Annotated in this window: 26 protein-coding genes; 25 read left to right on the top strand and 1 reads right to left on the bottom strand. The window is 52.0% G+C overall.

Translation table 11 applies throughout. The features are described 5' to 3' along the window. Positions 1–49 precede the first annotated feature (49 nt). The 8 genes from AACY44_RS27830 (at position 50) to AACY44_RS22145 (ending at position 4,561) form a co-directional block, all read left to right on the top strand. Complete coding sequence (locus tag AACY44_RS27830; RefSeq protein WP_445261130.1) at positions 50–475, top strand: DNA/RNA non-specific endonuclease; 426 nt, start codon at positions 50–52, stop codon at positions 473–475. Beyond that, positions 475–804, top strand: coding sequence for a hypothetical protein (locus AACY44_RS22175; protein WP_339531056.1), 330 nt, complete (start codon positions 475–477; stop codon positions 802–804). Before AACY44_RS27830 ends, AACY44_RS22175 begins: the two co-directional genes overlap by 1 nt. Before the next feature lie 800 nt (positions 805–1,604). Beyond that, positions 1,605–1,898 carry a transposase gene (locus AACY44_RS22170; protein ID WP_339531054.1) on the top strand — a complete coding sequence of 98 codons (294 nt, stop codon included), beginning with the start codon at positions 1,605–1,607 and terminating at the stop codon, positions 1,896–1,898. Positions 1,899–2,257: 359 nt separating this feature from the next. Further along, positions 2,258–2,662, top strand: coding sequence for a hypothetical protein (locus AACY44_RS22165; RefSeq protein ID WP_339531052.1), 405 nt, complete (start codon positions 2,258–2,260; stop codon positions 2,660–2,662). A 62-nt stretch (positions 2,663–2,724) separates the two neighbouring features. Further along, positions 2,725–3,219, top strand: a complete 495-nt coding sequence (locus AACY44_RS22160) for a hypothetical protein (RefSeq protein WP_339531050.1) — start codon at positions 2,725–2,727, stop codon at positions 3,217–3,219. Then, on the top strand, positions 3,209–3,676 hold the full coding sequence (locus tag AACY44_RS22155) for an Imm6 family immunity protein (RefSeq protein ID WP_101220797.1): 468 nt from the start codon (positions 3,209–3,211) through the stop codon (positions 3,674–3,676). Before AACY44_RS22160 ends, AACY44_RS22155 begins: the two co-directional genes overlap by 11 nt. Before the next feature lie 59 nt (positions 3,677–3,735). Continuing rightward, a complete protein-coding gene (locus tag AACY44_RS22150; RefSeq protein WP_339531046.1) occupies positions 3,736–3,975 on the top strand; it encodes a hypothetical protein in 240 nt (79 codons plus the stop codon). After that, complete coding sequence (locus tag AACY44_RS22145) at positions 3,959–4,561, top strand: hypothetical protein (RefSeq protein WP_339531044.1); 603 nt, start codon at positions 3,959–3,961, stop codon at positions 4,559–4,561. Before AACY44_RS22150 ends, AACY44_RS22145 begins: the two co-directional genes overlap by 17 nt. Positions 4,562–4,785: 224 nt before the next feature. Here AACY44_RS22145 and AACY44_RS22140 read toward each other — a convergent pair whose 3' ends face one another. Continuing rightward, positions 4,786–5,055, bottom strand: coding sequence for a hypothetical protein (locus tag AACY44_RS22140; RefSeq protein ID WP_339531042.1), 270 nt, complete (start codon positions 5,053–5,055; stop codon positions 4,786–4,788). Positions 5,056–5,448: 393 nt separating this feature from the next. On the opposite strand from AACY44_RS22140, the gene AACY44_RS22135 reads away from it, so the two are divergent. From AACY44_RS22135 to AACY44_RS22065, 17 genes are all read left to right on the top strand, one after another. Beyond that, positions 5,449–8,565: a hemagglutinin repeat-containing protein gene (locus AACY44_RS22135; protein WP_339531040.1), complete on the top strand. Its 3,117-nt coding sequence runs from the start codon at positions 5,449–5,451 to the stop codon at positions 8,563–8,565. Continuing rightward, positions 8,562–8,924, top strand: a complete 363-nt coding sequence (locus tag AACY44_RS22130; protein WP_339421370.1) for a hypothetical protein — start codon at positions 8,562–8,564, stop codon at positions 8,922–8,924. The genes AACY44_RS22135 and AACY44_RS22130 overlap by 4 nt, the downstream gene beginning before the upstream one ends. Next, the gene (locus AACY44_RS27825) at positions 8,924–9,217 is read left to right on the top strand and encodes a cytidine deaminase-like fold-containing protein (RefSeq protein ID WP_445261730.1); all 294 of its coding nucleotides are present in this window, start codon (positions 8,924–8,926) and stop codon (positions 9,215–9,217) included. Before AACY44_RS22130 ends, AACY44_RS27825 begins: the two co-directional genes overlap by 1 nt. A gap of 56 nt (positions 9,218–9,273) precedes the next feature. Continuing rightward, positions 9,274–9,558 (top strand): DUF6862 domain-containing protein, encoded by a 285-nt coding sequence (locus AACY44_RS27820; protein ID WP_445261931.1) that lies wholly within the window; start codon positions 9,274–9,276, stop codon positions 9,556–9,558. Positions 9,559–9,573: 15 nt separating this feature from the next. Continuing rightward, entirely contained in the window at positions 9,574–10,215 is a 642-nt protein-coding gene (locus tag AACY44_RS22125) for a cytidine deaminase-like fold-containing protein (RefSeq protein WP_339531038.1), read from the top strand. Next, the gene (locus AACY44_RS22120) at positions 10,216–10,617 is read left to right on the top strand and encodes a DUF6911 family protein (RefSeq protein WP_339421376.1); all 402 of its coding nucleotides are present in this window, start codon (positions 10,216–10,218) and stop codon (positions 10,615–10,617) included. Positions 10,618–11,289: 672 nt separating this feature from the next. Continuing rightward, positions 11,290–11,964: a hypothetical protein gene (locus AACY44_RS22115; protein WP_339437376.1), complete on the top strand. Its 675-nt coding sequence runs from the start codon at positions 11,290–11,292 to the stop codon at positions 11,962–11,964. A 210-nt stretch (positions 11,965–12,174) separates the two neighbouring features. Further along, positions 12,175–12,858 carry a transposase gene (locus AACY44_RS22110; protein ID WP_339428531.1) on the top strand — a complete coding sequence of 228 codons (684 nt, stop codon included), beginning with the start codon at positions 12,175–12,177 and terminating at the stop codon, positions 12,856–12,858. Positions 12,859–12,879: 21 nt separating this feature from the next. After that, on the top strand, positions 12,880–13,203 hold the full coding sequence (gene lepB, locus AACY44_RS22105; protein ID WP_339438831.1) for a signal peptidase I: 324 nt from the start codon (positions 12,880–12,882) through the stop codon (positions 13,201–13,203). Further along, positions 13,200–13,616 (top strand): hypothetical protein, encoded by a 417-nt coding sequence (locus AACY44_RS22100; RefSeq protein ID WP_339427378.1) that lies wholly within the window; start codon positions 13,200–13,202, stop codon positions 13,614–13,616. Before lepB ends, AACY44_RS22100 begins: the two co-directional genes overlap by 4 nt. 32 nt (positions 13,617–13,648) lie before the next feature. Then, positions 13,649–14,122: an RDD family protein gene (locus tag AACY44_RS22095; protein ID WP_339427377.1), complete on the top strand. Its 474-nt coding sequence runs from the start codon at positions 13,649–13,651 to the stop codon at positions 14,120–14,122. 7 nt (positions 14,123–14,129) lie between these two features. Further along, positions 14,130–14,561, top strand: a complete 432-nt coding sequence (locus AACY44_RS22090; RefSeq protein WP_339427376.1) for an RDD family protein — start codon at positions 14,130–14,132, stop codon at positions 14,559–14,561. Between the two features lie 303 nt (positions 14,562–14,864). Then, on the top strand, positions 14,865–15,446 hold the full coding sequence (locus AACY44_RS22085) for a hypothetical protein (protein ID WP_339419838.1): 582 nt from the start codon (positions 14,865–14,867) through the stop codon (positions 15,444–15,446). Positions 15,447–15,486: 40 nt separating this feature from the next. Further along, complete coding sequence (locus AACY44_RS22080) at positions 15,487–16,167, top strand: CsgG/HfaB family protein (protein WP_065872771.1); 681 nt, start codon at positions 15,487–15,489, stop codon at positions 16,165–16,167. A gap of 29 nt (positions 16,168–16,196) precedes the next feature. Continuing rightward, positions 16,197–16,559 (top strand): DUF4810 domain-containing protein, encoded by a 363-nt coding sequence (locus AACY44_RS22075; protein ID WP_339419840.1) that lies wholly within the window; start codon positions 16,197–16,199, stop codon positions 16,557–16,559. After that, positions 16,556–17,206 (top strand): DUF799 domain-containing protein, encoded by a 651-nt coding sequence (locus tag AACY44_RS22070; RefSeq protein ID WP_339419841.1) that lies wholly within the window; start codon positions 16,556–16,558, stop codon positions 17,204–17,206. The genes AACY44_RS22075 and AACY44_RS22070 overlap by 4 nt, the downstream gene beginning before the upstream one ends. A 229-nt stretch (positions 17,207–17,435) precedes the next feature. Beyond that, on the top strand, positions 17,436–19,058 hold the full coding sequence (locus tag AACY44_RS22065) for a vWA domain-containing protein (RefSeq protein WP_339531035.1): 1,623 nt from the start codon (positions 17,436–17,438) through the stop codon (positions 19,056–19,058). Positions 19,059–19,184: the final 126 nt, after the last annotated feature.

Raw genomic sequence — 19,184 nt, 5'->3', positions numbered from 1 at the left:
GATTAGTTCTGGTGGTAAAGGTGCATGGAATAAAGAGCTGAATAATCCTGTGCCGAATACCGTATATAAAGTCGATGGGAATAAAACTTTCCAAACAGATGGCTTGGGCCGCGTTGAGAAAGTCGAGTCAAATCTTTCATTGACTAAAAATGATCGGAATACATATCAGCAATGTGTGGCAGGTAAGTGTGGCGTCAGTGGGGACGAGGGTGGGCACTTGATTGCTAGTATATTCAACGGGCCTGGGGAGAGATTGAACCTCCTTCCCATGAATGGGAACTTGAATAAAGGCACTTGGAAGTCTATGGAGAATACATGGGCGTCCGCACTTAAGGAGGGCAAGCAGGTTAGCGTGAAAATTGAGCCTGTGTATTCTGGCAAAAGTGTTCGGTCAGATAGCTTTAATGTGGAGTATTCAATAGGCGGCGCTCGTCCAAAAGAGATTGTATTTAAAAACTCACCGGGTGGAAATTGATGCGTAGTGATGATGATATCTACAATGACATTGGGGGTATTTTATTTGAAATTGCTCCCCGCGGAGCCTGTAAAATTATAATGCGCGCACAGTTATCCCAAGAGCTAGATAGCTGTGAGTATGAGTATGACTACATTGATGAGCAAGGTAACGTTGCCTGGCTCACGGCAGGCGGGCGAGCCAATACAGATATTTTAGACCTTTTAACAGAGCTACGCAGTTGGTATGTCGAGAATAAACTTACAGGAGGGCTGCCAGCGTGGAGTGGCTGTGAGGTAACCTTGGACTTAGTTAAAGTTAAAATAAGTATAGACTTTATTTATCCTTGAAAATTGAGCAGCAGGTTTAGATGTAGAAACTTAGGCTGAATATGGGGTGTTTTTGCACCCTATCTGCACCCTTTCTGCAGGCAAGTTTCACCCATTTTGCGCCCACCCTGACGACCTATGGTCTATCTGCTCAATACGTCCTTTTTCAGCATGACTTTTCGCTCCTTAACAGGAGCAAAATCTCAATACACAACACGCACCCCGTCCGGGGTAGATGTTTCTTTCTAGATCAACGGGTTAACAGATTTTCACGTTAAATGGCTGCTATACATTTGTAATACAAAACGAGGGTTTTACCCAGCAAACACTGACGTGGGTTGTATAGCATTTGTTATACACAGCAGCAGCCCCACAGAACTGGTTCCTTTTTCAAGGTTGGCCCGTTTTATTGGACCGTCAAGCTGTCTCTTTTAGTCGCAGCTTGTGTCCAGCGCTTGGCGTCGTGCATGTGCAATACGCTGCTGATAACTGTCTCCAGGGCTTCGCGCTCTTTGTCATCCAGCTTGGAAATTGCCTCGAACTGAAGTTTTAGGCGGTCATCCGGCCCACGTTCTCCCTCATCGAATAGCAGCATATCGGCGCTGACACTCAGTGGGAATCGGGGTCAGACCACATTTTCAGCGAAATCTATACAAGGGTTTAACTTTTTTGTGATGTTTCATTAACGTATATAAAGGTTTTCGCTATTTATAATGACGTGTGCTCTTTAAAAATTTGATTTATTTTTTTGAAATCATTATCTTCCTTTATTTTTGTTGCGGACGACTAAGCTGATCTCTTTCAGAAATCAGGGGGTTTTTATGGCTCGTCGTCCTCGGTTGTTGGTGCCACGTCTTCCGCTGCACATCATTCAGCGCGGAAATAATCGTTCGGTTTGTTTCTATTCAGAAGATAATTATATTTTTTATATCCACCTCTTAAAGCTCTTGTCGGAAATGCATAGCTGCAAAATTCACGCGTGGTGTCTGATGATGAATCACGTGCATTTATTACTGACTCTAACTACCCCTTTAAGTGCTTTTTCGTTAACGAATGGGCTTGGTCAGCGTTATGTAAAAAATATAAAAAATAAGGTAAGACCACGGTTACATTAATGGTGGTCTGACCCCTATTTTTCATTACCTAATTTTTCAAATGGGCGAAAAGCATTTGAGCATTATGCCAAACATTCTCAAGGGGTCATACTGGGCGGAAAGGGTAAAGCAACAGCGAAGCCAGATGGTGCGGATGTACCAGAATTTACTTCGTTAGACTCTTACGTTAGTGCCGCACGATCTTTTTGGTCTCCCGCTGGTCGCGGAGGAGTAATGCAAGGAACTCGGGCAGATGGCTCCATGCTTAGATTCGAACCGTCGACTGGATACTTTGGTGTTATGAGAGGAGGAAAAATAAATACCTTCTTTAGGCCAAGCGGTGATGCTGCCGCACAGCTAAAATACTTTAAGGATCAGTTATGAAAGATGAAAGTGTATTTGAACTATGTGCGAGTGTTTTAACGCGCCTTGGGTTTGGTGGTGAAAGTCTGGTGTCTTTAATTCAGAAGTGGAGGTTTTTTATTGAGGAGTGCAAAGATGGATATCGTTGGGATTATTCTGAATACCTTAATGATATTAGATGTAGGTCCTTGCTGCAGCGCTTGCTAGAAGAGCCAAAAATTGCTAGCGCAGATGAGTTTAAAGAGATTTTTTATGAGCTGGCTTGCCTTGATGATATGTTTAAAAGTCTGCTGCAGCCCGACCTTTTTATAAGGGCGGGTGAGAAATGGTGGGAGAGAGGTGTATTGATTCGTGCAGGAGAAGAATATTGCTTTTATATGAAAGCTGCGCACGGAATTGTGGTTGAAAATATAGGTTGTTGAACACAAAGTAAAGCGGTGCAAAAGATACAGCGAAGTTTTTTGAACTTGCTACTGCAGATGACTTGGCTTTAATTAGAGCAAAATATAATTTGCCAGATGGGAACACAATAGGTGTCGCTAGAACAGATATTCCTGGGTTTGAATCTGAGGTTGTCGAAGGCCTTTCACCAGTACTGCGTCGCAATTCTGGGCTGCCAAGCCTAGATGAACTATACGGAGAGGCAAGAGCGATCAAGTCACCTTATAATAATCCGTTATTTACTCGGCATGCGGAAGAAGATCTATTTAATAACGTGGCTAATAAAATTGACAGGCAAGGATTAACGTCTGTCCAGTTAGATGGTCGCGTTGTGGATGTGAAAATTTCTAATGCAAGTGGTATCTGCAATAAGTGTAGCGCAGGCTTAACTGGTAGTAGTGACCTGAATGGGGTGGTTAAACAATTCAGCGAGCGCTATCCTACCCTCCTGCTAAGAGTTACCGCTGAGGGAGGCGCAGCAATGCCAAATCGTCTAACAGTCCTAGTTAAAGGTGGGAAAATAGTTAATGGACAATAAAGAAGCTCTTAATCTTATTGACAGTATGAGGTGGATAAAGAAAGCCTCAATTTTTCTTTTGTTGCTTGATTATGCGCTACGTAATCTTGACTCGGCGAGTGGTACGCAAGAAAAGTGTCAGGAGGCAGTTGATAGATGTTGGCAATGGTTGTCTGATCGAGGGCTCAGTGCTGATGAGTTAGCATATTACCTAGACTCCGATGAGATGCAGGGCGGACCGTTGGCAGAAGGAAATTTCGCATCTGAAAGTGTAGAGCAAAATAGTTTGATTTTGATTTTGTTGGTGGTCGGTTTTTTTGCTAATAGGGCCTATAAAACTGCAGGACTACAAGAGCAAATGTCTGAGCCGATATGTGAGGCTGACGAGAGCTCTGCTGTATATATTGTTGATTATATTGAGCGGGTAGGCTTGTCTGATGTGTTGAGCTCTTATCTGTCGGCTAAAGCTAAGCGTTGATATGGTTCTACTTTTAAGTAAAAATCGGGGTCAGACCACGGTTACATTCTGATGGAAATGTGGTTGTTTTTGAGGTTGATGCGGCACTGCATAAACAAATTATTGATTCCGTAATTACGCAAAAACCGACTAATAGCTTACCCAGAGATCCCAATGCACCAAAAATTGTCGATCCAGGCAAAGGAGAACCAAGTATTTCTTTGGAACTTCCAAAGGTTTGGGATAAGCTGATAGAGCAGAGTTCTTCAAAGGCTCGAGTGTTAACGAGCAAGGAGTTTTTTGATGAGTTTGGAAAATGACTTCAATGATGTGCTCCATGATATTTTTGAGGGGCGAAAAGATGTGGCGGTATTTGTACTAGGTGGTAAATATTATTATGTGGTTGATGATAAAGAAAACTATTGCATCGATGTTGAAATAGAGTACAAAGCTTATTTGGCTACTGGCGAAATGGATGCAAATTTTTATGATGAGGCCGTGGCTAATTTTAGAGGTGGTATCCCTGTTCTGGATATTAATACCTTTTCTCGATATTTAGATACTGCAAGTGTGATTGAATTTTCTGTTGAGAAAATGCGTGGTTTTTTTTGCTTTGGACATTCTCCGGAACATCTTTTTGATATTTATCAACATGTCGAAGCTATTTTGTCTAATAAAGCAGAGGGGCGGTTTAATGAACTTGATAAATTGAGGATGAGGCTTCCGAAATTCTTTATTGATCTTGATAATAAAGTGCTGCGGCATACTGATTGGGATAGAGCTCATGAAGACTATGCTCCTTTAGATTGGGACGCGAAGGCATCAAGTGATTTTGATGAATTAATCTCTGCTGAAAATAAGTACTGGGTGGTCAATGGTATGGATTTCTGGATTCTTCACTCTTGAATTATTAGTAGTCTGCTCTGTCATATAGATAGCTAGAATCAGCCGTAAAAAGTTCATGATTTCTTACAGAAAACCAAGGTAATTGGTGGCGGATAATGTTTTTTTTTAAATATCTGTGGTGCTGGCCTAGAAATATTACGTTCTTTAAAAAATAGCTTTTTATTTTTATCTGTTTGAAATGGTTCAAACAAGGCGGTTATAAAAAATAACCGCCCGTTTTTTATTTATAAGCTTTGCGAATTCAATTTCCGTCCAATCACATCCAGCAAATCACACCCATCTCTCAGCGGAATTGCCAGCAACAGCGCAAAATCGTGAAGCACAATCGCATCACTGCTGATCTCCTCCCGAAACGCGAGGTTCTCCAAAAACTGAGTCACCGCACGAATGCGGTACGCGGCGGCGTCATAGAGAACATCAAGGGGCGCTTGCGTGTCGATCACCAGCGCGGGGATGCTTGAATCGTGGCCTGTCAGGGGCATGTATCTGTTCATTTTTGGACTCTCTACTTAAGTGATGAATGCCATCACTCAAACGTCGCCAAACGAATGGGTGACAGCTGTACGCAGGTTGGCGAACCGGCAGTAGAGAAAACCGGCAGACCCGAAGGTCTCCCGCGCACAGCCGTCATAAAACGACTTTGCAGGCGCGCAAGTGGCTGCAAAAAAGCCCCCAGCTTGCGCATTCTCTACCGTCAGGTCGCCAAACCTGAATCGCCATGTGGGCGACCGGCGGACTATAAGTCCTCAGCGTAAAAGCGCGCAAGGCATCAAAAAGCCAACACGTCATCCTGCAAGCCGGCTACGACCTGCACGTGATTGATCGCCACCCCTCATAAGGACGGCTCAAAAAGCTTGGCCGTTGGGCGAGTGATCGCGGGCTCGGTAGTGGACACCGCCACCAGCATGCGCGACGCCGTCAAAGCGGCCCGTAGTGCTGATGACCCACGCCTCAAGGCCGTCAAAATCGCCCAGGCAGCGCTCGCCGCCTACAACCTGAACGGCCAGGCATCGGACGCCAATGCACAAAGCTCCGGCTTCAAAAACAAAACTGGCGGCACGCCCGGCAACGGTTCGCTGATCAAGATCGGCACTGAACTGGCCAATAACCGCAGCAAGAACAGCAGCGAATACAACAGCGCCACCGCCAAGCAGAGCACGCTCAACGCAGGGCAAGATTTGTCGATCGTCGCCACGGGCGCAGCGGTGGGTACTCAGGGTGATATCCAGATCACCGGCAGCCGCTTGAAAGCCGCCAACACCCTGTTGCTGGCCAAAAACGATGTGCTGATGCAAAGCGCACAGAACACCAGCGACCGCAAAAGCGAAGGGTCGAAAACCAAAACCGCCATCGGCGCCAGCTTCAATATTGGCGAGCAAAACGGCTTCACCCTCGACCTCGGTGCGCAGGGCGCCAAGAACAATGGCAACGGTAACTCCGTTACTCAAGTCAACAGCACCCTCGATACCGGCAGCCTGTTGTTGCATAGCGGTGGCGATACCACCCTCAAAGGCGCCCAGGTTCGCGCGGACAGGATCAAGGCGGATATTGGCGGCAACCTCACTATCATCTCCCTCCAGGACACCGAGTCGTCGCGCAGCAAACAGAACAGCGCAGGCTTTGGCGCGAGCATCTGCGTGCCACCGTTCTGCTACGGCTCCACCGTCGCGGCCTCGGCGAACCTTGCCGCCGCCAAGATGAACAGCGACTACAAGGGCGTGACCGACCAGAGCGGCTTGTATGCGGGCACGGGCGGCTACGACATCAATGTCGGCAAGACCACCACCCTGCGAGGCGCGGTGATTGCCAGCGAAGCCAGCGCTGACAAGAACCGCCTCAGCACGGATCGGCTGATCGTCAGCGATATCAAGAATGTCAGTGAGATCAAGAGCCAGTCGGCGAGCATCTCGGTCTCCACCAGCAGCGGTGGCGGCACCTCGCCGGGCGGCGCCATCCCGATAGCACTCAAGGATAAAGACCACAGTTACACCCGCAGCGCGGTCAGCGAAGGCACGATTGTGGTTCGCAATGCCGAAGGCGCCAATGATCTGGTGGGGTTGAACCGCGACACTGCCAATGCCAATCAGAAGCTCGACCGGCCTGATGAAAAGGCCATGCAGGAACGTATCGACCTGATTCAGAGCTCGGCGCAGTTGGCCAGTGGGGTGATCAGTGCGGTGGGCAAGGCGAAGGCGGATGAGGCTAAGAAGCTTGGATTGGCAGCGAGAGAGCAGGCTGACGCTGGTGCGCCCGGTGCCGCTGAGACCGCCCGTGCCGCCGATATGGCTTATACGGAAGCCAAGCGTTGGCAGTTTGGTGGCGACAAGAAAATGATGGCCGATATCGCGACGGGCCTGATCGCCGCCGGCCTGGGTGGCGCGCCTGCGGGTACGACGGTGGGTATCGTTGCCAATACAGCGTCCAGCGAGATCTTCAAGCGAGTAGGTGATTACGCCGAGGCGCAATCCCTGAACCCGAAATCGGACGCGGCCACCCGGGCGGCATGGGCTGAAGGTGGCGCGGCACGTGTCATGTTGCACGCGTTGGCAGGCGCCGCCATTGGGTTGTCCAGCGGTAATGTGCAAAGTGGTGCGTTGGGAGCTGGAGCTTCCGCGGCTCTGATGCCCTCGATCGCAAAGGCGCTGGAAAACAGCACATTATCTGAGGCCAGCCAGGACAACCTCGCAGCTTTGGTCGCGACCGGGATAGGCGCTGGAGCAGGCGCCGGGAATGGTATCGGCGGCGCCGCTGTTGGGAGCGGCGCAGGCTACGGCGTCGAAGTCTTCAATCGACAGCTTCACCTCACCCAAGAGGTGCCACTTCTCAAGAAGAAAGCTGAAGAGTTGGAGAAGACCAAGGGCAAGCCGAAATCGGATGCCTTATGGGAAGACTTGCTGCGTATGGCAGCAGGATCGAAGGTCGATGCCGTCGAACAAAACCGTTTGGATGCGCTGGAAAAGAAATGGGGCAGCGACCCGACGCGGTACTGGCTTGATCGTGATTTGGCGATCGCCAGGGGGGCGGTTCAGGAGCTGGCTGACCAGAAGATTCCACTGACGTGGAAGGACGGCACCGCAATTATCGCCAATGGCTCAGCGGTGTATGCGTTCAATTCGACCAAAGAGCAGTTTGTAGACACAAGCCTGTTTAATGGTCTGGGCACAGGCCTTTATGGCGAATTGCCCATGGCTGACAAATGGAATCAATACGGTCGGGAACAGGCAGAAGCGCATGCGACGGAAATCATTAACGTCTCGACCAACGACTTGGCTCCTAAAGACGCGATGTCGAGGCTGTTGGTACTAGCCAGGAAATCGGCTGAACCGGTCACGGCGATCGATGAGACGGCCATTTCGCTCACAGGTGTAGGTCTGGCAGCGAGAATTTCAGAGATCGTTGCCGCTGCCTTTGCGAAAAGGAAATTGGCGACGGAGGCGTCAGGCGAGGTTTTCGTCCTTGGGGCAAACGGTGCAAAAAAGACAGGTGCAGGAAAGGCACCATACTCCTCGACTGCCTCGCCGGATGCTGAGGCTGGCATGCCGTACACCCATCCGGTAAAGGAGGCCGGGGCAAAAGCAACAGCCGGTTCTGTAGACAAGCAAGCGCCGCCTAGTTTTTCCAATCAATTCCCAGATCATCCAACCGGTGTTCCAAAGCTAATCTCAGATACAAAATTGACCCAAGGCACAGGAAGATATAACTATGTCGTTCTTCAGGATGGTCAGTTAGTGATCGGGCGGAAGTTTAATGAGGTAGGTGGTGGTCACATTGATCTAGCGAATGGCAAACCCGTTGTTGCTGCGGGAGAGGTGAAAATTGTGAGCGGCAAAGTTAAGTATATTGATAATACATCAGGGCACTATGAACCCTCTGGTCGGGCTGCTCAAGCCGCAGCAGAAGAAGCTTTTTCTAAAAAAGGGTTTGATGTGGGAGGGAAATATATAGAAAAAGTCTGGGTGCCAGATTCTGGCAATTCCAGAAAAGGTGCCTGGGTGCCGAGATGAATGACGTCATTAAAGAGTTTGACGAACTTTGCGATATGGCTATGGCCGCTTTTGGTGAAGAGCTAGACATTACCTACGAGATGTCCTTGTTAAATATTTTGGAGTTTGTAAAAAAACATCCTGGCTGTAGAGAGGGTTTTATAAATAGATTTAAATTGATTTTAATGTCTGGTAACTCGCCATTTGAAGTTGTGGCATTTTGTATGCGTGAGCTTCAGTGGCCCGAAATTAAAGAATTTGTAATTTCAAACATGAATCCTTCTGAGGACCCTCGTAGTGAGGCCCTAAGAAGCACATTAACCGCATACGACGAACGTTGGCCTGATGCGGATCTTTACAGTTACTATGGCGGGGATTAATTGGTCCAAAAGGTATTTCTCCGGTTGTCACCGCAGAGGGAAAAATTGGAGATGCGGCATTTACTGATGTAAACCAAACAGCTCGTCCAGTAGCTCAGGCAAATCCAGATGAGCCAACTCTGATAGCTGATCGAGTAACGGCCAAAACTGAAGCAACAGGAAAATCTTTGCCGAATGGAAATATGGCTGACGCTCATGCAGAAATTGGCGTCATACAGCAGGCATATAATGCTGGCAAGACTCAAGGTGCTGATATGGCTATGAGCGTTGCAGGTAAAGATGTATGGAAATAGGGGTCAGACCACGATTAGTGCACCAATGTATATTGGTGGTCTGACCCCTATTTCTCATAGACGTTATCGATAAAAGTCGAGACGAAGCGATTCGTGGGGCGTGCACTGCCGGGAATTTATCCAGTACCGCGTGCGGCAACTTGATTGCCCCTGCTCAGAAAGCCCTCGACGGATATGGGGAAAATGTCGCGTACAACTTACTTTATAAAGATGTTTACCGTGTTGATGCGGCGAATGCGGAAGCCGTCCTCCGGGGTTTGGACGCCGATAGCATTCTCCGCGACATCGTAATAACGGACCTCGCGAGCCGCTCTGAAAAGACGCGGGCGGAAGTTGAGTAGCAGTATGACTTTGTCATGACGATGCATGCAATCACGGTGGCGATGGCTGGTGGGTACGGATTAAAAGGGTTAACCTCCGGTGTAAAAGTGCCTGCATCGACTTTGATTACTGGAGAGACCAAAGTTGTCGGCGCAAAAGACGCTGCGTCCAGGAATGCGAATGCAACAAGCATGCTTACGGATTCGGAAGCCGCTGCGCTGGTCGAGAGAAATGTAATAGAAGGAACGGCTAAGGGAGCTGCACCAAAAGTGGCGGCAGAGGGAAAGGTAGGAGGGCAGACCTTCCAAGATGTCAATCAAACCTCTCGTCCGCTCAATGAAGCGGACCCAAAAATACCGTCGTTGATCACGGATAGAATTGCAGATAAAGCCGCGACGAATCCTGGCAAGCTTTATCCAAACGGAAATATGAAAGATGCCCACGCTGAAATTGGTGTGATTCAGCAAGCATATAGCTCTGGTAAAACCGCCGGAGCGGACATGTCCATGACAGTTGCAGGAAAGGATGTATGCGGATTCTGCAAAGGTGACATAGCCGCTGCCGCAGAAAAGGCTGAGTTGAAATCTTTAACCGTAAGAGCTATAGATGATAAAACAGGACTTCCGAAAAATTATTACTGGGAGTCAGGTATGAAGTCCATAAAGGAGAAAAAATAGATGATAATTGGAGGGTATACGCTTAGTCCTGAACACGGTAGATTGCAAATCCCTCTTGTTCATCAGCCGACTATGGAAGATGTTAAATCGATTATATATGAATATAGTAAATTCGATGGCGTCACTTCATTGTCTATTACCCCTGCACCTGAAGCTGGGCCTTACGAAATCAATCTTTATGCTGATTCTGGAAATTATCTTCTGATGTTAAATCAATATCTGGATGATGGGGGGCACGTTGTACGCACCCTTAATAATACGTCGGCCGGAACAAAACTGATTGATATTCTGGGTGATTGCTATCAAGCGAATTCAATTACGAGAGATATAGGGGTCGTTATTTCTTGTTTTCAAGAGTTTTTAAGCTCTGGTGATGTAAGTTTATCAGTATTAAATGTGTAGAGCAAAAAAAAAGGTGCAAGTAGAATACAGGGTTAGGTGCAAAAGCTACAGGCGCTGCTGCAGAAAAGGTAGATGATGTTGTAGCTCCATCGTCTAAACCTGAATGGTTGCAGCGGCTTGATGCGGGTAATGAGTTTAATAAGGAAATAGGGGTCAGACCACGATTAGTGCACCAATGTATATTGGTGGTCTGACCCCTATTTCTCGAATTGTCGACTCTGATCCTGCTTTACGCGATGCTTTGCAAGCGGCGTTGGATTCAGGAAAAGCCAAGGTTCAAGGTGTAACAGTCAAAGTCGGTGTTCCCGCCCCCAGTAAAACAGGTGTAGCAGAATTTAAGGTGGAACCATGGACCAAGAAGTAATTCAGTGCGAGCGCTCGGGCGTAAACCCGAAATGGACCTCCTTCAAAAGTGTGCTGGGGCGCATAGCCAAGGGGCCACACGTCTCAGATGAATACGAGTTGAATGGCATCCGTGAATATGTTGAGCGCGGCGATGCATTTGCGAAGCCATCAATGCCTGTACCGAATAGTGACAACGTTACGCGTAGTAGCTCCGAATGGATGGCCGTCACACGAGCCCACAAGGTATTGGCAACCGCACCAGATAACCCGCAATGGCTTCTGGAATTGGCCCATTGGCTGCGCTATTACCAAGTAGGAATTTGGCAGTTGTTCTTCTGGGCGGGTCAGTTCGACATTATTGCCAAAGCGGCAGGCAATGATCGACGCCGCCAAAACTACAGCATCCAAACCGCCACCAATATGATGGCCGCCATGGCGATCCTAGGCTGGAAGGATGCCGTCATCGATCAGGGCTATCTCACCCATGCGGCTCTCAATCGTGGGCATCAATTAGTGATTGAGTACGAAGAGCAACACCGCCGCGCCCAAGCCTTTATGCTGCGTGTGTTTGCCGATTGGGTGGGCGATGTCTCGCATCAATGGCCTGCTTATGCTTACGACGAACCCATCTACGAAGCCTTGTTGGCCAAGTGGCGCACTCCCAGCCCCGACGACCTGATGCCCTGCCTGTTGGCCGCGTGTGACCGCCACACTTGGCAAACCGGCAAAGAGAGCCAGAAGAGTTCCTACGACTTCAATCAGGACTGGCACTTGGAGCGCGTGCCGGTGGAAATTCTCTATATCCTGCGCCTACGCCAGTGGGAAGGTTTAGCCAATCCGCAGAAGATTGATCATCCGCTGCTGGCCGCGCCCTTTGACCAATTGCCGCCCGAGCAACCAGTGCCTGAGTTGGACGAGTTGATGCAAGGTGTGCTCAAGCGCGCAAGGGAAGACTGGCCACAGTACGATGAAGTGCTGTCTTTGCCAGCATTGAAGAGTTGAATAGGGAAATCGGGGTCAGACCACGTTTTCAGCGAAATCCATACAAGTGTTTAACTTTTTTGTGATGTTTCATTAACGTATATAACGGTTTCCGCTATTTATAACGATTCGTGCTCTTTAAAAATTTGATTTATTTTTTGAAATCATTATTTTCCTTTGTTTTTGTTGCGGACGACTAAGCTGATCTCTTTCAGAAATCAGGGGGTTGTTATGGCTCGTCGTCCTCGGTTGTTGGTACCAGGTCTTCCGCTGCACATCATTCAGCGCGGAAATAATCGTTCGGTTTGTTTCTATTCAGAAGATGATTATGTTTTCTATATCCACCTCTTAAAGCTCTTGTCGGAAACGCATGGCTGCAAAATTCACGCGTGGTGTCTCATGACGAATCACGTGCATTTATTGCTGACTCCAACTACCGCTCTAAGTGCTTGTTCATTAATGAAAGGGCTTGGTCAGCGTTATGTCCAAAATATAAATCGTACTTATCAACGAACAGGAACTCTGTGGGAAGGTCGTTATCGTTCTTGTTTGGTGCAGCACGAAAGCTATTTGCTGGCCTGTTATCGTTACATAGAAATGAATCCCGTCAGAGCGCGAATGGTGGATCATCCCGCTGAGTATCGTTGGACGAGCTACCGAGCAAATGCACAGCTGGAACCTTCAGCACTTATAACGCCTCATGATTGTTATAAAGAATTGGGTAGTAATGTCGATCAGAGGGCTGAGGCGTATCGTCGTATTTTCAAGGATGAGCTTCAGCAAGAAGTAATCGACCAAATCAGAGATGCTACAAATGGAAATTACGTATTCGGAACGGGAAAGTTTGCGTCGCAGATAGCACAAGCTTTGGGTAAGCGAACCGTTAGAGGATTCGCTGGCCGCCCAAAGAGATGATTTTCAAACGTCAATTGTGGTCTGACCCCTATTTTCCCCGAGGCGATCAAGCGCGTGGCGGGTGTCGGGGGAGATACGTTGGCCATCGTCAACGGCGAACTGATCCGCAACGGTGAAAACCTCGGCCTGTTTCATGCGCCGGCAGACCGTGTGAATGGGCCGGCGTCGATGGAGTTGGCTCCGCTCAAGGTCGAGCCAGGGCACGTCTACCTGCTGGGTGACAACCGCAATAACAGCAATGACAGCCGCTTTATGGGGCAGGTGGCCGTTGAAGAGGTGGTCGGTAAGGTCATCGGCATCTGGTTTTCCAAAGAGCGGGCACGCATCGGTACGACGTTCCCGTGAATGCTCAAATGCGCTCGGCGCGCTTTTTCAGCATCGGGTGTCGGGTTGCCCAGTGGCTGTGCCTGTTGGTGATGCTCGCCAGCGCCACGGGGTTCATGCTGGCCTGGGCCTACCTCGATCCTGGTTCGACGCCGTTGGGCGTGGCAGTCGCAGGCTTCCTGTGGTGCGGCATTGGGCTGTTGTTCGCGTTCGTGTTTGAGCGGTCGCGCACAACCGCAGCAACGCTTCGATTCATGCTGACTCGGATGGCTGCGATACTGGTGCTCGCGGCCACGGCGGCCTACTTGCTCGGTCTGCTATGGGTTGAGCCTGGGCGCGATGCCTTGGACGCTCTGTTGGAAAGGGCGTCCTGTGAAAAGTACGGCGGCACAATTGAAAAAGGCTGGGAGCGCAATTGCCCCCGCCCGGAATAGACGCAATCACTTTGAAGTTGGAGTAATCCTGTATGGACGCAAATAGCACCCCTAAACGCCCGACAATCCTGGCCAGCATTGGCCGTCGCCTGGCCGCACGCATGATCGACTGCGCCATCGCGGTGCTGATCTTTTTCATCGTCAAATATGTCGCAGAGGCGTTGTCTGCCTATGTCCCTGGGGTGACGCCCAAGGCCGGTTTCCTCTGCGCGTTTTTTGCGGGCTTTGCCTACTTCCTGCTGGCCGATGCACTCCCCAACGGCCAGAGCCTGGGTAAGCGCCTGCTGAGCATTGCCACGGTTGACCGCAAGACCCTCAAGGGTTGCAGCGTTTCCCAGTCGTTCACGCGTAACTCCGGTGCACTGGTGGTCATCGATTGGGTGTGGATCCTCATGGAATCGAGGACACGCCTGGGCGACATGTTCGCCAAGACCATCGTGATCCAGACCGGTAACCTGACGAGCGTTCGCAGCCTGGCGGATATTTATGACAAAGGCATGGGATAAGCACGTTATGAACGATTCAGCATCGGCGGCAGAAACCTGGGACCTCGCCAGCCCGTTCAGGCGACTGCTCGGCTATGTCGTCGATATGGCCGTGGTGTTTTTCCTGCTGTTTTTGATCCGCAACCTGGACTACGTGTATCTGTCTTTGCGCTCGGTGGGCCCGCTGTTTTTCGATGGCATCCGCTATGTGCTGATGTTTTTAGCCTTCGCGTACTTTCTGTTTTGCGATGCCTTGCCCAAAGGCCAGAGCCTGGGTAAGCGGGTGTGCCGCACGGCGGTGGTGGGTTACCCGTATCCAACGAAGTGCACGCTGTTTCAATCGTTTCTGCGTAATGTTCCGAAGCTGCTGTTCAGTATGCTGGACGGTCTTTTTGTGCTGTTCGGGTTGCGCCGTCGATTGGGCGACATGTTGGCCAAGACGATTGTGATCAACACTTGAGCAGGGCGGCCTAACTCCTTGCCGTCCTTGTCCTTGAACACCGTTTCGAGGGTAAAAATGTTCTTCGCAGTGGTAGGGGATGATGCAGAACGTGAATGCATTTTTTATTTGATCGATGCAGGCTAATAGCCATCATTGTTTTTGTTTTGCTGACAACATCTTAGGACATTTCTCCTCGGACTTGGGCGTGAGTGCCAGTAAAACGGCGCAGCGCGGGCGTCAAAACAACTTGAGAACGGCTTTTAACTCCGTAAAATGCCGCGATTGTTTAAAGCACGATACTTTTCAGGGACGAATTCAGACATGCGCCTGTTTGCCGTATTTCTTGCGGCCTGCCTCATGGCGGGCTGTGCTTCCAAGCCGGATTACTACATCTCACCGACGCCGGTTACCATCCCCAAGACTGCAACTTACTGGCTCGACACCTTCGATGTTGAGGTGGTGGGCAAGAACGAACGCTTCCTGTCGGATGACAAAGTGCGCCAGCAACTCGGTGTCGATCTGATCGACCGCCTGCTCAAGGCCAAGCGCTACGCCAGCAGCAAGGACAAGGCCGACTACCTGCTGGATGTGAATGTCATCTATACCCGGCGCATACAAGACACCCAAGGCGGTTTCATGACGGCCATCGTCGATGACAAGACCATCCTCGCCAGTGTCGACTTCAACTACCTCGTCAAGATCAAGAAAGCCGGCGCCGAGGTGCTGCATTTCTCTCAGGCTCGCCAAGGGCTGATGCCAGGCGGGTACAAGGGCGACTGGCAGAACATGAAAACGATGGCCGGGGTGCTGACCAACTCTGGCAACTCCAGCGTCGAGACTTTCTACACCGGATTATTGAGCCGATTCATCGTTGACGACCTGCGCGACATTCCGTCCCGCTAGCGTTAGCCGCCGCACCCGATTTCCCACTTAGGAGCACCCTGTGAACACACTGTCCAAAATCCTGCTGTCCGGCCTCACCGCCGCAGCGCTGCTGACCGTGGCCGGTTGCGCCACCGAGAGCAACCGCGCGCTGCCGGTGGAACAAGTCGCCAGCGCCAACGTTGCCTATTCCGGCGTGCGTGTACCGATTGCCGTGGGCAAGTTCGACAACCGCTCCAGCTACATGCGCGGCATCTTCTCCGACGGCGTCGACCGCCTCGGTGGCCAAGCCAAGACCATCCTGATCACCCACTTGCAGCAGACCAACCGCTTCAGCGTGCTGGACCGCGACAACATGGGCGAAATCTCCCAGGAAGCCGCGATCAAAGGTACCGCGCAGAAGCTCAAGGGCGCTGATTACGTGGTGACCGGCGATGTGACCGAGTTCGGCCGCAAAGAAACCGGCGACCGCCAGCTGTTCGGCATCCTCGGCCGAGGCAAGACCCAGGTGGCCTACGCCAAAGTCGCGCTGAATATCGTCAACATCAGCACCTCCGAAGTGGTGTATTCCACCCAGGGCGCCGGTGAATACGCGCTGTCCAACCGTGAAGTCATCGGCTTCGGCGGCACCGCCAGCTACGACTCCACCCTCAATGGCAAGGTCCTCGACCTGGCCATGCGCGAAGCGATCAATCGCCTTGTCGACGGCATCAACGCCGGCGCCTGGAACCCACGCAACTGATCAGCAGCACCTCAAGGAGCAGTACACGGATGAGCAAGGCAGTTAAGTTGGCGCTGATGCTGACAGCAGTTGCGGCGGTTGCCGGGTGCCAGACGGCGCCCCAGCCCCTGTATCAATGGGAAAGCTACCAGCCACAGGTTTACGAGTACTTCAAGGGCGAGCCCAAGGAAGCGCAGGTCGAGGCGTTGGAGCGGGATCTGCAGAAGATCAACGCCAGCGGCCGCAAGGCCCCGCCGGGTTACCATGCCCACTTGGGCATGCTGTACCTGAGCATGGGCAAGGATGACCAGATGGTGCAGGAATTCCGCACCGAGAAGGCGTTGTTCCCTGAGTCCGCCACCTACATGGATTTCCTGCTGAAAAACGCCAAGACCGGAGTCGCCACTAAATGAGCCTGTTAAAACTCACTGGCGCCCTGCTGGCCCTGGCTTTGCTCGGCGGTTGCGCGGCCCCCAAGACGATTGATTACACGGCGTACAAACAGTCGCGACCCAAGTCGATCCTGGTACTGCCGCCGATCAATGAATCGCCGGAAGTGCAGGCGTCCTACAGCCTGGTTTCGCAAGTGACCTACCCGCTGGCCGAAGCCGGTTACTACGTGTTGCCGATCGCCCTGGTGGACGAAACCTTCCGCCAGAACGGCCTGACCACCGCCAACGATATCCAGGGCGTGGCACCGGCCAAGCTGCATGACATCTTTGGTGCGGACGCGGCGCTGTACATCACCGTTACCAATTACGGCACCAAGTACATGCTGATCTCCAGCGACACCTCCGTCACGGCCTCGGCCAAACTGGTCGACCTGCGCACCGGCACCACCCTGTGGACCGGCTCTGCGCATGCTTCCAGCGAGGAAGGCAACAACAACGGCGGCGGCCTGGTCGGCATGCTGATCACCGCGGCGGTCAAACAGGTGATCAACAGCTCCACCGATGCGGCGCACCCGATTGCCGGTATCACCAGCGCGCGCCTGCTGTCGCCGGGGCAGCGCGCGGGTATCCTGTATGGTCCGCGTAACCCGAAGTACGGTACGGACTGATCCCAGGCTCTGAACACCACACATCCACTGTGGGCACCGGCCCATGTGTGAGCTGGCTCGCCTGCGATAGCATCACCTCGGTCTAACTGAAAAACCGAGGCGCCTGCATCGCAGGTAAGCCAGCTCCCACAGTAGATGGGTGGTGTTATTCCGAATCAGGTTTAACCCGAACCCTCCACACCTTGCGTCTGACCTTGTGAACGGATCATTCATTCACGAGGTTCAGCCCATGTCCCGTCCTCTGCTCTACCTGCGTCCTGCTGCCCAGGGCTTCGCCGTTACCCTGCTGGTAACGCTGGCCGGCTGCGGGCTGTCTTCATCCCCTGAACTGGCCAAACCGGCTGAGCCCACCGTCGAACTGCAACGCGCGTCCACCCAAGGTGCCTTGGTCAAACGCATGGCCATGCCGGTACCGATGCAGATGCGCGAGACGGCCAACCTCGACTACCGCAGGGAGCCCCGCGAGCAATACGAAAACCTGCCGGATAACCCGGTGCATCGCGTGGCTGAAACGCCCGTGTCCACCTTCAGCGCTGACGTCGACACCGGCAGCTACGCCAACGTAAGGCGATTCCTTAACCAAGGCAGCTTGCCGCCCGAAGGTGCTGTGCGACTGGAGGAAATGGTCAATTATTTCCCCTACAGTTATGCACTGCCCACCGATGGCTCGCCCTTTGGCGTGACCACCGAAGTGGCCGCCACGCCGTGGAACCCACGTACCCAACTGCTGCGAATCGGCCTCAAGGCGTCCGACCGCGCCGTGGCGGACCTGGCGCCGGCCAACCTGGTATTTCTGGTGGATGTGTCCGGCTCCATGGACCGCCGCGAAGGCTTGCCGCTGGTAAAAAGCACCCTGAAATTGCTGGTGGATCAGCTGCGTGAACAGGACCGTGTTTCGCTGGTGGTCTATGCCGGTGAGTCCCGCGTGGTGCTCAAGCCCACCTCCGGTCGCGACAAGGTGAAGATCCGCAATGCGATCGAGCAACTGACTGCGGGTGGCTCCACAGCCGGTGCATCCGGCATCGAATTGGCCTACCAGATGGCCCGCGAAGGCTTTATCGACAAGGGCATCAACCGCATCCTGCTGGCCACCGACGGTGACTTCAACGTGGGCATCAGTGACTTCGACAGCCTCAAGCAGATGGCCGCGTCGCAGCGCAAAAGCGGCGTATCCCTGACCACCCTGGGGTTTGGCGTGGATAACTACAACGAACACCTGATGGAGCAACTGGCCGACGCGGGCGACGGTAACTACGCCTACATCGACAACTTGCGCGAAGCCCGCAAAGTGTTGGTCGACCAACTCAGCTCGACCCTGGCCGTGGTCGCGCGGGATGTGAAATTGCAGGTGGAGTTCAACCCCGCGCGTGTCAGCGAATATCGCCTGCTTGGCTATGAAAACCGCGCCCTGAAGCGTGAGGACTTCAACAACGACAAAGTCGACGCCGGTGAAATCGGTGCAGGGCACACGGTAACTGCGTTGTACGAGATTGTGCCGAAGGGCGAGAAGGGTTGGTTGGAGCCGTTACGCTACGCCGCTGCGCCTGCAGGCGAGGGTAAGTCCGGTGAGCTGGCGATGTTGCGTGTGCGCTACAAGCCCGCTGCGGGCGGTGAAAGCCAGTTGATCGCGCGGCCCATCAGCACCGAATCCACCAAGGCCAGCGACGACCTGCGCTTTGCGGCGGCCGTGGCAGCGTTCGCCCAACAGCTCAAGGGCGATGGCCGCTACACTGGCAGCATGAACCTGCAAGACACCGCCGCGCTGGCCCGCTCGGCCCGAGGCGATGACCCGTTCGGGTTGCGCAGCGAGTTTGTGCAACTGGTAGAGCTGGCGCAGGGCCTCAAACACTGATCGCGTATGCAACGACGATCCAATGTGGGAGCTGGCTTGCCTGCGATGCAAGCGACTCGCTCCATCAGAGACACCGAGCTGATGCCATCGCAGGCAAGCCAGCTCCCACAAGGGTTCTGTTTTACT

Origin of the sequence: Pseudomonas sp. RA_15y_Pfl1_P11 (assembly GCF_963970975.1) — a bacterium.
In the GTDB taxonomy this organism is placed as follows: domain Bacteria; phylum Pseudomonadota; class Gammaproteobacteria; order Pseudomonadales; family Pseudomonadaceae; genus Aquipseudomonas; species Aquipseudomonas tritici.
Note: the sequence above shows the minus strand (reverse complement) of the source record. Positions and strands in the feature narration are given on the sequence as shown.